The organism is Pseudomonas sp. GW101-3H06, from assembly GCF_059424605.1.
In genome coordinates this window covers 4,421,852-4,434,009 of record NZ_JBWKZO010000001.1, presented here as the reverse complement: position 1 = coordinate 4,434,009, position 12,158 = coordinate 4,421,852, and the positions used below count along the sequence as shown (strand labels likewise).

Sequence of the window (12,158 nt, the reverse complement as noted above, 5' to 3'; positions counted from 1 at the left end):
TTGATCAGGCGGTTGTCAGCTCCGTCACCACCCGACCGCTTTCCATGCGCACCAACTGGTCCGCGACATCGAAATAACGGTCGTCGTGGGAAATCACGATGATGGTCTTGCCCAGGCGTTTGAGGTCCGGCAGCAGCTCGGTGTAGAAGATCCGGCGGAAGGTCGGGTCCTGGTCGGCGGCCCATTCGTCGAACACCAGTACCGGGCGTTCCTCCAGCCAGGCATTGACCAGGGCCAGGCGCTTGCGCTGGCCGGTGGAGAGGTCGGTGGTGGTGAAGTTGCCGCCTTTGACGCTGACCTTGTGCGCGATCTCCAGGCGTTGCAGGTACTTGTTGGCGTCCTCCGGGATCTGCGTGTCGCTCTGGACCACGTCGTCGAACAGGTAGTAATCGGCGAAGATGGTGGTGAACAACTGGCGATAGTCATCGCGATTCTGCGCATCGATCGCTTCGCCGTTGACACGGATCTGCCCCTGCTGCGGCGTGTACAGGCCCAGCAGCAACTTGATCAGCGTGGTCTTGCCACAACCGTTCTCGCCGACGATGAAGGTGATGTCGCCCTGTTTGATCGTCAGGTTGACCGGCCCCAGCTGGAACGGTGCGGCACCGTCGACCGCCGGGAAGGCGTAGCGCACGTCCGCCAGTTGCAGCTCGTGCACGGCGGCTTTGACGTTGCCCTGATCGCTGAGCAGCAGATGAGGTTCAGGGGTGGAGAATTGCTCGGACAGTTCGGCAATGCGGCGGAAGGCAATTTGCGCGCGGCTGACAATCGGCAGGGTGCTGATCAAATGCTCCAGCGGGCCTTTCATGTACAGCAGCACCAACACGAAGCCGCTCATGACGGTTTTGTCGGCGCTCGGCCAGAAGGTTTGCAGAGCCAGGGCCAGGCCGATGACCACGAAGAACAGCATCGAGCCGAAGGTCTTGGCGATGACGAAGGTGTTGATCGAACGCACCTGAGTGTTGCAGATGAACTCGGCGGTGGCCTTGATGCCCGAAACGAACATGCGCTGGCGGCGAGGACGATGAATACGCAGTTCCTTGGCGCCCTCGGCAATCGCGTTGTAGTGCTTTTGCAATTCGTCTTCGGCGTCGCGAGCGGCCATGAAACCCTGCGCACCCTTGCTCTGGGCATAGGCCTGGATCGCGGTGCCGATCAGGATCGCGGCGACCATGATCAGGAACATCGGCCACGACAGAATCGCCAGGTAGCCCATGCAGCCCAGGGTCACGGTGACGGAAATCGCCAGCGGCGCGAAGGCGAAGGCAAAGTCACTGATGGTGTCGACGTCGTGGGTCAGTACCGGGATCAGGCGATGGCTGCGATAGCGCTCGATCTGTTCGATCGGCGCCGACAGCACTTTCTCGCCCAACTGTTTACGCAGCTTGGCGATGATGTGTTGGCCGACGTAGTTGGTGCCGATGTCCGAGCAGATCGAACTGGCCAACGCCAACAGGCACAGCCCGGCGAACAGCGCGACTACGCCCTGGGTCAGGCCGCTTTCGGAATGCAGGGCGTTGTTGATGGTCGCCAGCAGTACCGTGACGCTCAGGCCGCCGACCATGCCCAGGAAAATGGACGCGGCGACGATGACTCGAAACGGTTTCAACAGGGCGAACAATTCGCCGATGGCGCCTCGGTTAGGCTGGGTCATGGAAGACAGTTCCTTGGGTCGTCAGGCAGATACCCAGTAGAACGTCTGGTCGAGGGGTTAATTTAGGCGGTGGGGGATGGGGGGGGAGGGCGACTTCACATGGAACCCTGTGGGGGCGAGCCTGCTCGCGAAGAGGGAGTGTCAGTCGACATCAATGCTGGCCGACAGTCCGCTTTCGCGAGCAAGCTCGCTCCCACAGTGGGTGAGGTGTGGTTTTAGAGGTCGCGCACTACGCGAAAGCCTATCCAGTCCCCACGCTCTTGCGGGTACTGGCTGTTGCGATTGCCGGAGCGGGAGAACACCGGGGCTTCACCCCAGTCGTTGCCGCGGATGCGCACGGCTTCGCAGTTGGGCTCGAGCCAGGCGCTGCCGTCGGTGGGGGCGCCCACGTAGTTCGGGTGTTCGCAGTCTTCCACCCATTCATAGACGTTGCCGTGCATGTCGTACATGCCGAAGGCGTTGGGCGGGTAGCTGCCTACCGGCGAGCTGTAGCTGTAGCCGTCGGCCGGACCGTAGGTGTTGGCGTGCCTGGCGATGCTGTATTCCTTGCCTTCGTCGAACGGGAAGGGGAACGGGCCTTTGCTGCCGCCACGGGCGGCGTATTCCCGCTGGGCTTCGCTGACCATGTGGTACTTCTGCCCGGTTTTCTTCGACAGCCAGGCAACGTAGTTCTTCACGTCGTCGAAGTTCATGCACACCGCTGGCTGGCGCGGGCTCTGCGGGTAGCGCGGCTTGCTGGCGATGCACTCGCGACCCGGCCGGGTATCGCCGTTGGCGATGGTCACGCCGCTTTCGCGCACGTAGCTGTCCCATTCACCGGCGGTGACCTGGAAACGGCTCATGGCGAATGGCTTGGCGAAGGTCACTTCATGCATCGGCCCTTCATCAGGCTCGCGGCCGACTTCATCGTCCGGGGTGCCCATGGTGAAGGTGGCGGCGGGCAGCACGACCATTTCGGGACAGTCCTTGCAGTCCTTGAAGACTTTGCCCGGTGGCGGTGGAGTGGCGGCTTGAGCGGCGCCGGCCATAAGGGCGGTCAGGGCGAGGGCCTTGAGCGGCAGGGTTAGTGGATTGCTGTTCATGAATCCTCTCGATCATACAAAAAACGATCCTTGTGGGAGCGAGCCTGCTCACGATGAGGGCGTGTCAGTCGACATCAATGTTGGCTGGCAGTCCGCTTTCGCGAGCAGGCTCGCTCCCACAGGGGGGCAGTGTCGGGGCATCAGGCGGTCTTGTTGAGCAGGGCCATGAAACGGTCGATTTCGCTTTCGCTGTTGAGCAGGCCCGGGGCGATGCGCACCACCGGGCCGGCGTCACGTTCCACCGCATCGCAGACCACGCGGTTTTGCATCAGTTGGTTGGCGATTTTTTCGCAGTCCTGTTCCTTGACCCGGAAGAAGGTGAAACCGGCGGACAGCTCCGGACTTTGCGGCGTGACCAGTTCGACCCGTGGTTGTTCCAGCAGGCGGTTCTTGGCGTAGGTATTGAGTGCGTGAATACGCGCCTGGACCTCGGCCTTGCCCAAATCCAGATGCAGCTTGAAGGCTTCGTCCGCCGCCCAGCGATGTTCGAAGCTGTGATAGCCGCCGGGGGTCATGATGGTCGAGAAAGTGGTGGCTTCGGAGAAGGTCGGGATGATCGGAGTGACATCCTTGAGCTCGGCCGAGCGGGCGCAAATGATCCCGGTGCCACGGGGGCCGAACATCCATTTGTGGGTGCCGGCAATGAAGAAGTCGCAGTGCATGTCGGGAAACGCGAGGTCCTCGACGCCGAAACCGTGCACGCCGTCGACCACATAAAGAATGCGGTCTTTTTCGTCACGCTTCTGGTTCAGCTCTTCCACCAGCTTGCCGATTTCGCCAATCGGCAGTTTCACGCCGCTGCCCGATTGCACCCAGGTCATCCCCAGCACGCGGGTCTCGGGGCGGATGCCTTTGGCAATGCAGTCCAGCACTTCGTCCACGGACATGTCGCGGCTGTTCTCGAACAGTTTGAGCTTGCGCACCTGGGTGCCCTGGCGCTGCTGGCGGTATTCCAGGGTGTAATGGGTCGAGTAGTGCTCATGTTCGCTGACCAGGATTTCCTGATCCGGACGCACATGAATGCCGCCATAAATCATCGCCAGGCCTTCGGTGGTGCTGCCGGTGAGGGCGATCTGCTCAGGCTTGACGTTAAGGTAGCGACCGGCCCAGACCCGCACGTTATGTTCGCGTTTCTCGGTTTCCTGCAGGTCCCAGTCCATGGCCCGGCCAGGGTTGCGGTCGATGTTGGCGCGGTGCATATCGATGGCGTTGCGCACCGGCGTGGGGTGCGAGGTCACCAGGAAGTTGGCGAAGTGCAGGTAGTCCGGGTCCTGATTGAACAACTGGCGCAACTGTGCCCACTTGCCCTTGGGCAAGGGTTGCGGATTAGCGGTGGCTGCCTGCAGGTTCATGCCGGCAGTCAGCGGCAATCCGGCAGCGAGAATGCCGGCCTGCTTGAGGAATGAACGACGGTTGGTCATGGCTTGGGTTCGCTTGTGCAAAGGGGAATCAGTTTTTCGCCACAGGTTTGGAAGACTTCTGCACCTGGTCCCAGACCCGCAGGAAATTGCCGCCCCAGAGTTTGGCAATATCAGCCTCGCCGTAGCCACGGCTGATCAGCTCGGCGGTGACGTTGCGCGCCTCGCTGACGTCCTTCCAGCCATCGAGGCCGCCGCCATCGTTGAAGTCGGAACTGATGCCGACATGGTCGATGCCGATTTTTTTCACCGCATAATCAATCGCGTCGCCGTAGTCCTTGAGGGTGGCCTTGGGTTCTTCGTCGACGATGGCGTAGAGCTGGCTGGCGTATTCGCCGAAACGCTGCTCGGACCAGACCGTGATGATCGGGTCGCCCGGCATCAGCGCCATCTCCAGCCCTTGCAGCGGCTGCAGGTCGAAGCGCGCGCGCAGGGCATTGAGTTTGTCCTGGGTGGCCTGGCTCAACGGTTTGATGTAGGTCGGGAAACCGACAATCTGCACCACGCCGCCACTGTTCTTGATCAGTTGCATTTCCTGGTCGCTGAGGTTGCGCGGGATGTCCACCAGGCCACGGGGTGCCGAGTGAGACGCCACCATCGGCGTGCGGCTCAATTGTGCGACTTGCTCCAGGGCTTTGGTCGACATCTGCGACACATCGATGATCACACCGAGGTCGTTGAGGCGGTGCACGGCCTGCTTGCCGATCTGCGAAAGACCGCCAAGGGCGTCGCGGGTATCGTTGAAAAACGGCAGCGGCCGCGACGAGTCGGCCCAGGCGTTGTTGCCCACATAGCTGAAGCCGAACATGCGCATGCCCCGGGCCGCCCATTTGTCCAGGGCGTTGAGGTCGTTACCCAACGGGTAGGCATTGAGCATGCTCATGAAGATCGCGAACTTGCCTTCGCCGTGCAGGCGGCGCAAATCGTCAGGCGTGTAGGCGATGGCGACTTGATTGGGATAGTCGCGCACCATCGTGCTGATGATCTTGTAGCGGGTTTCCTGCTCGAAGCGTGCTTCGTCGATGAACCCGGCGGTAGGGCGGTGGGGCGCGTTGGGGCCGTTCCAGATCTCCGGCCAGCCGAAAATCGTCAGGGCGGCACCGGACAAGCGTCCGCGCCCGGTCTTGACCAGGTCGAACTGGCCGCTGCCGTCCTTGTCCGCTTCGTTGCCGGCGGTGCCGAAGTCCATGGGCACGGTGATGTGGCTGTCGAACGAGAGCAGGCGTTCGTGCAGTTCATCGGCCTGTTTCATCACCTTGACCGGGTAACCAGGGTTGTCCTTGAACCAGTAGTCCCAGGCCGCGAAGCCTGCACCGGCGCTGATCGCCAGGGCCAGCGGCAGGCCGATGAAAAGAGCCTTTTTCGAGCGTGGTTTTGTCATTGCCGTCTCAGTCAGTTCGCCGCAAGGGGCTTTGCTATCTGGGAAGAACGAGTGATCCAGTGCGAAATTTAGTGAGGCTAATGGCCTCATCGCTGGCAAGCCAGCTCCCACAGGGATCTCCAGCGTTCGCACGATCACTGTGGGAGCTGGCTTGCCAGCGATGCTTTTAAATTTGTCGAGGCAACAATCGTTCTAGCTTGGATAAAGCCTGCTTCATGGCTGACACAGGTAGGGCAATGACGATTTCTCGACGATGGTTCATGGCAGGCCTGGCACTGACCGGCGCTGCCGTGCCTGCGGCTTTTTATGGGCATCGCCAATGGACGAAACCGGATCCGACGATCACCCCCGGCGAAGCGTCGTTCGATGTCGCGGATGTCGCCGGCCAGCGTTTGGCCGATACCTTGCGCGGGGTCTGGCAGATCCGTTTCGAAGGCCGCGATGCAGGGCTTGAAGGCCTGCCGGTGGATGGGTTGGAAGTGTTCCTCGACATTGGCCATAAAGGTCGCGGTGTGATCGGTTTTCTCGACACTGCCGAACGACTGCGTTCGAGCGGGGCGCCGCGTTACCGGGTGCTCGGCGATCTGGCTGGCGCCAAACCGGCGCAGTTGAGCTGGCGATTGCTCAGTGCCGACGGTAACCCCGATTACGAATTCAGCATGACGCTGGACGAGGTCTGGGCCGGGTTCGGCAACGCCGGCAGTGGCTCGCTCAGTGGGCGGGTGTTGAATCTGGACCGGCCGTTGATGATGACCGCCCAGGACAATCGCTTCATCGCCGTCAAGCGCGTATTTCCCGAAGCCCGCGAGCGAACCGGTCTGAATGCACCGCTGCTGGCCTGGCTGACGTCCGCCGAGCATCGCTTGTTTCACCAGCTCTGGCATGCCTCGCGGGACAAATGGCACACCTTGCCTGAAGACAAGCGCAGCGCCTTGCGCGGCATCGGCTGGCAGCCGGGTCCACGGGACAAGGAGCGTGATGCCCGTGGCGCGCGCAAGGATCGTAATGGCTCGGGCGTAGACTTCTTCTTTATGCACCGGCACATGCTCGGTACGGCGCGCTCGCTGCAGGACTTGCCGTCGTGGACGCAATTCCCGCTGCCGCAGCCGGAGCTGGCCCGGGATCGCATCGGCTTCGCCAATTATTTCGATAACCATGACGGTACCGCGCTGCCGCCCACCTGGCTGGCCGAGGACGATGACGAGTACTCAAAGTGGGTCGCCGACATTAAGACCGCCGAGACGTACCACAGCAATTTCCAGGTCTGGGAGTCGCAATACTGCGACCCGCGTTACCTCTCCAAACTGACCCTGGGGCAGTTCGGTTCTGAGGTGGAGTTGGGGTTGCACGACTGGCTGCACATGCGCTGGGCCTCGGTGCCGCGGGATCCGTCCAACGGCCAGCCGGTGCCGTTCGCCCGTGATCCGGCGGACTTTTCCGCGCGTTGGTTTGCACCGGAAAACGACTTCCTCGGCGATCCGTTTTCGTCTCATGTGAGCCCGGTGTTCTGGCACTTTCACGGTTGGATCGACGATCGCCTGGAAGACTGGTTCCGCGCCCACGAGCGCTTTCATCCGGGTGAAGTCAGCCGGCTTGAGGTCAATGGCGTGCCGTGGTTCGCACCGGGGCGCTGGGTTGAAATCGGTGACCCGTGGCTGGGTCCGACCACCCATGGCTGCAGCACTACACCGGGGTTGCAGGCGGGCAAGTCGGTGGAAATGGACCCTGAGACCATGAAGCTGGCGCTGCGGATTACCTTTGGCGAGGATGAGAAGAAGCTCAAGGATCTGTTCAGGAAGGTGCCGCAGCGGCCTTGGTATGCGCGGAATCTGAAGGCCAAACAAAGTCAGGTCTGACGACCGCGTTATCGTTTAATCGCTGGCAAGCCAGCGATAGCAATCTCAACAACACCGCGTTTACAAAACCTGCCACCCGCCCCCAAGCGCCTTGTACAGCGCAATGCTCGCCTGCAACCGCGACAACCGCAGTTGCACATTCAGATCCTGCGCCGCATACAGCGTGCGCTGGGTTTCCAGCACGGTCAGCAGATCCTCGGCTCCCGCCTGATAGCGGCTTTGCGCAATGTCGAATGCAGTTTGCGCCTGGCGCAGTTCTTCACTTTGCCACTGTCGCTGTTCGTCCAGTCCGTGAATGCTGTTGAGGGCTTTTTCCACATCGGCAAAACCATTGATGATCGCGCCGCGATAGGTTTCCAGCAGTTCTTCCTGGCGGGCCGTGGCCTTGTCGCGTTCGGCGCCCAGGCGACCGTTGTTGAACACCGGTGCCAGCAGTCCGGCGGCGAGGTTGTAGAACGGGCTGCGCAGAATGTCGCCGGCGCGATCGGCACCGGAGCCGATTTCCGCGCTCAGGGTCACGGTCGGCAACATGGCGGCGCGGGCGACGGTGACGTCGGCCTGGGCGGCGGCCAGTTGCGCTTCGGCGCGGGCGATGTCCGGGCGGCGGCTGAGCAAGTGGCTGGGCACGCCGGCTTCGATGGCCGGCCATGACAGTTGATCGAAGCGCTCCTGACCCAAGGCCAGCGCCTGCACCGGGCGGCCGAGTAGCGTGGCGAGACTGATCTGCGCGTCCCTGGCCTGTTGCTGAACCAGCGGCAATTGCCGTTGCTGCGCCGCGACCAGGCTTTTCTGTTGGGCCAGTTCCAGAGCGGTCGCGGAGCCCGAGTCGAAGCGGGTTTGCACCAGCCTCAAAACGTTCTGCGCATTGGCCAGATTCAGCTCGGCAATGCGGCTCTGTTCCTGCAGCGACAAGGTTTGTGCATAACTGTTGGCCACGCCACTGAGCAACGTCAGCTCCACCGTCGCCTGATCGAACTCACTGGCCTGCAGGGCGAATTGCGCACTGTCGCGGGAGGCGCGCTGGCCGCCCCAGAAATCGATTTCGTAACTGGCCGTGAGGTTGGCGGTGAAGTAATCGACCGCGTCGTTATCGCTGTCGGCGTCGAGTTGGCTATAGCCGCTACCGCGCAGCAACTTCTGGCGGTTGGCGTTCAAACCGGCCTTGACCTCCGGCAACTGCGAGCCACCGGCGACCACGGTTTCGGCCTGCGCCTGGCGCACTCGGGCGATGGCGGCGGCCAGGTCGTAACTGCCGACCCGGGCCTGTTCGACCAGGCGCTCCAGTTGCGGGCTGCCGAAGCGGTCCCACCATTGCGCGTTGTTGCGGGCGGCGTTTCGGTCATGGGGCGATTGCCAGGAAGAGGGCGGCACGATGCCGCTGTCCGGGCGCTGGGCCGGGGTGCCACAGGCACTGAGCAACAGGCACAGGGTCAGCAAACTCAAGGACGGCTTCATGGAGAGATCATTCACTGGTAAGGGCCGTGACCGGGTCGAGTCGGGCAGCTTTGCGGGCCGGCATGAAGCCGAAGACAACACCGGTGACCAGGGCGCAGCCGAAGGCGCCCAGCACCGCTATCAAGGAGAACGCGACGGCGACTTCGCTGAGGATCAGCACGCCACCGACGATCAGCGCCAGGGCGATCCCGGCCAGTCCGCCGACCACCGAGAGCATCACGGCTTCCGTGAGGAACTGGCGCAGGATGTCCCGCTGGCGAGCACCGGTGGCCATGCGAATACCAATCTCGCGGGTCCGTTCACGCACGGTCATGAGCATGATGTTCATCACGCCGATGCCACCCACCAGCAGCGAAATCGCCGCAATCGAACCGAGCATCAGCGACAGGGTGTTTTGCGTGCGCGCTTCGGCCTGGATCATCGCCGCGTTGTTGGTCAGCTCGAAATCCTTTTTGCCGTTGTGCAGGCGCAGCATCAGCTGTTCGATGGCTTGTTCGGTCTCCTTGACCTTGCGAGCATCGGCGGCGGCAATCGCGATGTACTCGGGATTGTGTGTACCGAACAGCCGTACGCTGGCGGCGGAGTAGGGGATGGCGATGCGGTCGTCACTGTCGGAGTCGCCGGAGCTGGTGCCTTTTTCCGCCAGAACCCCCACCACCTGGAACGGCACGTTCTCAATGAGGATGTACTGGCCGATAGGGTTGGCCACGTTCTTGAGCAGCTTGGTGCGGACCTTGTGCCCGATCACCGCCACCGCCGCGGCGTTTCGTTCGTCGGCCTCGGTGAAATAGCTGCCTTCGACCACCGGCCAATTGAAGATCGCCGGGAAGTGGGTGTCGTTGCCGCCGACGTAGCTCAAGTGGTCGAGGTTGCCGAAACGCACCCCGGCTTCCTGGCCGTTGACCGGCATGATCTGCATCACTTGGGGCAGGCTGGCCACAGCCTTGACCTCGTCCAATGTGATGATGCCCAACGGTGTTCGCGGATTGGGCGCCGAGCCGCTGAGGTAAATGATGTTCGAGCCGAAGGCGCCCATCTGCGCCATGACCTGGCGCTTGCTGCCTTCACCGACGGCCAGCATCACCACCACCGAGGCCACGCCGATGATGATACCGAGCAAGGTCAGGGCGGTACGGAACTTGTTGATCCACATCACTCGCCAGGCCGCTTGCACCGCTTCGACCAGTTCGCCTTTCCAGGCACCTGTTGCTTCGGCGCCTTCGCTGAGGCGTTTGCGCAGATCAACCGCTTGCAGCGCGCCGGGGGTGGCCGAGTGTTGCGCGGCGGGATTGTCCCGGGCGCTGTCACTGATGATCAGGCCGTCGCGGATTTCGATGATGCGCTTGGCCCGGGCCGCCACTTCGCGGTCGTGGGTGATCAGGATGACCACGTGGCCCTGGCTCGCCAGTTCGTCGAGCAGCGCCATGACCTCCTTGCCGCTGTGACTGTCGAGGGCGCCGGTGGGTTCGTCGGCGAGGATGATGTGGCCGCCATTCATCAAGGCGCGGGCGATCGACACCCGCTGTTGCTGACCGCCGGACAGTTGATGCGGGCGGTTGCCGGTGCGCGTGGCGAGGCCGAGGCGCTCGAGCAGGGCGGCGGCGCGGGCGTGGCGTTCGGCTGCCGGGGTGCCCGCGTAGATCGCCGGCATCTCGACGTTTTCCTGGGCCGAGCCGGACGGGATCAGGTGGTAACCCTGAAACACGAAACCAAAGGCTTCGCGGCGCAGCCAGGCCAATTCGTCAGTGTCCAGGGCGGCGACGTTTTCCCCGGCGAAGCGGTACTCGCCCGAAGTCGGGCGGTCGAGGCAGCCGAGGATGTTCATCAGCGTCGACTTGCCGGAACCGGAAGCACCGACAATCGCCACGAACTCACCGGCATGGATCGACAGGTCGATTCCGCGCAACACGTGAACTTCAGGAGCGTCGCCACCGCCGTAGGCCTTGCGGATGTCCGACAGTTCGATCAGGGGCGTCTGCATTCAACCGCCACTCCCGTCGGCCGGGCCGATCAACAGGTGATCGCCTTCCTGCAAGCCGTCGAGGATCTGCACCCGCAGGCGATCACTGATCCCGGTGCGCACGGTGCGTTGTTCGATGCTGCCGTTACTGGCGACCACTTGCGCGGTCTGGCTGTCCACTTGCGTGCCGGCCTGCAGGGCGGCAATCGGCGCGGTCAGCACGTCTTTGGCCTGGTCGGCGACGAAGAACACCTGGGTGGTCATTTCCGCCATCAATGCGTTGTCGGCGTTGTCGACGTCGAGCAACACGGTGTACAGCACCACCCGGGCGCTACCGCTTTTGCTCGTACTGGCGGGGCTGCCGCCACCCTGGCTGGTCTGGTCCAGCGGTTTGGGCGGCACCGGCAGAATCTGCCGCACCGTGCTTTGCCACCGCCGGCTGCCGCCACTGAGGGTAGTGAACCAGGCGTTCATGCCGGGCTTGACGTGACCGATGTCGGCTTCGGATACCTCGGCCCAGACCGTCATCGGCGACAACTTGGCGATGCGCAGGATCAGCGGTGTCTGCTGCTGGGCGTTCAGGGTCTGGCCCTCGCGGGCGTCCAGCGCCACCACGGTGCCGGACATCGGCGCATAAATCCGTGTGTAGCCGAGTTCGGCCTGATCGCTGCGCAGGCTGGCCTGGGCCTGGCGAATTTGTGCCTGGAACATGTCGATGCGCGACTGGGTGGCGCGCAGTTCAGCCTGGGCGGTCTGCACGTCTTCTTCGCGGGTGGCGCCGCCGGCTTTGAGATTCTGCTGGCGCTGGAATTTCTGCTGGGCGAGGTCGTGTTGCGCCCGTTGTTCCTGGAGCTGGGCCTTGAGGTTTTCGATGGAGAAGCGCCCGGCATCGAGTTTGGCCTGTTGCGTGGACGGATCGATCTCCACCAGCAACTGGCCTTCCTTGACCACGTCACCGACTTCCACATGGATCTTTTGGATCTGCCCGGAAGCCTGGGCGCCGACGTCGACATAGCGACGGGGCTGCAGGGTGCCCAAGGCCGTGACGCTGCTTTCTATATCGCCGCGGCTGACCTGGACGGTGGCGAATTTGTCGCGACCGGGCGGGATGATCTGCCAGGCAGCGACGGCGATAACGGGGATCAGGCTGAGTGCTACAAGCAGGGCGCGTCGGGTCTGACGGGGACGTTTCATGCAGGGTTCCGGCCAAAGGGTATCGGCCCGTCGTTCAAAACAGTGAATAGGGACGGGGAGCTGTCCTGTAAACGAGGAAAGTAACGAAGAATTTAGGCCCCGTTTCGCTCCCACAAGATCATGACTATTTGTCGGGCAAGATGAAGCAATACTTTAAA

Annotated in this window: 8 protein-coding genes; 1 reads left to right on the top strand and 7 read right to left on the bottom strand. The window is 62.6% G+C overall.

Annotation, left to right across the window (positions count from 1 at the left end; all coding sequences use genetic code 11):
• Positions 1-4 precede the first annotated feature (4 nt).
• The 4 genes from AC07ZE_RS20245 to pvdM form a co-directional block, all read right to left on the bottom strand.
• Complete coding sequence (locus AC07ZE_RS20245) at positions 5-1,654, bottom strand: cyclic peptide export ABC transporter (protein ID WP_207266377.1); 1,650 nt, start codon at positions 1,652-1,654, stop codon at positions 5-7.
• A gap of 215 nt (positions 1,655-1,869) precedes the next feature.
• Positions 1,870-2,736, bottom strand: a complete 867-nt coding sequence (pvdO, locus tag AC07ZE_RS20240; protein ID WP_207266376.1) for a dihydropyoverdine dehydrogenase — start codon at positions 2,734-2,736, stop codon at positions 1,870-1,872.
• A gap of 140 nt (positions 2,737-2,876) precedes the next feature.
• A complete protein-coding gene (gene pvdN / locus AC07ZE_RS20235) occupies positions 2,877-4,157 on the bottom strand; it encodes a pyoverdine-tailoring periplasmic protein PvdN (RefSeq protein WP_207266375.1) in 1,281 nt (426 codons plus the stop codon).
• Between the two features lie 28 nt (positions 4,158-4,185).
• On the bottom strand, positions 4,186-5,535 hold the full coding sequence (gene pvdM / locus AC07ZE_RS20230) for a dipeptidase (RefSeq protein ID WP_207266374.1): 1,350 nt from the start codon (positions 5,533-5,535) through the stop codon (positions 4,186-4,188).
• Positions 5,536-5,771: 236 nt separating this feature from the next.
• On the opposite strand from pvdM, the gene pvdP reads away from it, so the two are divergent.
• Positions 5,772-7,391 (top strand): pyoverdine maturation tyrosinase PvdP, encoded by a 1,620-nt coding sequence (pvdP, locus tag AC07ZE_RS20225; protein ID WP_207266373.1) that lies wholly within the window; start codon positions 5,772-5,774, stop codon positions 7,389-7,391.
• A gap of 60 nt (positions 7,392-7,451) precedes the next feature.
• Here pvdP and AC07ZE_RS20220 read toward each other — a convergent pair whose 3' ends face one another.
• The 3 genes from AC07ZE_RS20220 to AC07ZE_RS20210 are packed head-to-tail and all read right to left on the bottom strand — an operon-like array spanning position 7,452 to position 12,000.
• Entirely contained in the window at positions 7,452-8,846 is a 1,395-nt protein-coding gene (locus AC07ZE_RS20220) for an efflux transporter outer membrane subunit (protein WP_207266372.1), read from the bottom strand.
• A 7-nt stretch (positions 8,847-8,853) separates the two neighbouring features.
• Entirely contained in the window at positions 8,854-10,827 is a 1,974-nt protein-coding gene (locus AC07ZE_RS20215; protein WP_207266371.1) for a MacB family efflux pump subunit, read from the bottom strand.
• Positions 10,828-12,000 (bottom strand): efflux RND transporter periplasmic adaptor subunit, encoded by a 1,173-nt coding sequence (locus AC07ZE_RS20210; protein WP_207266370.1) that lies wholly within the window; start codon positions 11,998-12,000, stop codon positions 10,828-10,830.
• Between the last annotated feature and the right edge of the window lie 158 nt (positions 12,001-12,158).

Bases quoted from the DNA above. Each gene is read 5' to 3' on its own strand.
- pvdO (WP_207266376.1), bottom strand. From the start codon at position 2,736: ATGAACAGCAATCCACTAACCCTGCCGCTCAAGGCCCTCGCCCTGACC.
- pvdN (WP_207266375.1), bottom strand. From the start codon at position 4,157: ATGACCAACCGTCGTTCATTCCTCAAGCAGGCCGGCATTCTCGCTGCC.
- AC07ZE_RS20210 (WP_207266370.1), bottom strand. From the start codon at position 12,000: ATGAAACGTCCCCGTCAGACCCGACGCGCCCTGCTTGTAGCACTCAGC.
- AC07ZE_RS20220 (WP_207266372.1), bottom strand. From the start codon at position 8,846: ATGAAGCCGTCCTTGAGTTTGCTGACCCTGTGCCTGTTGCTCAGTGCC.
- AC07ZE_RS20245 (WP_207266377.1), bottom strand. From the start codon at position 1,654: ATGACCCAGCCTAACCGAGGCGCCATCGGCGAATTGTTCGCCCTGTTG.
- AC07ZE_RS20215 (WP_207266371.1), bottom strand. From the start codon at position 10,827: ATGCAGACGCCCCTGATCGAACTGTCGGACATCCGCAAGGCCTACGGC.
- pvdM (WP_207266374.1), bottom strand. From the start codon at position 5,535: ATGACAAAACCACGCTCGAAAAAGGCTCTTTTCATCGGCCTGCCGCTG.
- pvdP (WP_207266373.1), top strand. From the start codon at position 5,772: ATGACGATTTCTCGACGATGGTTCATGGCAGGCCTGGCACTGACCGGC.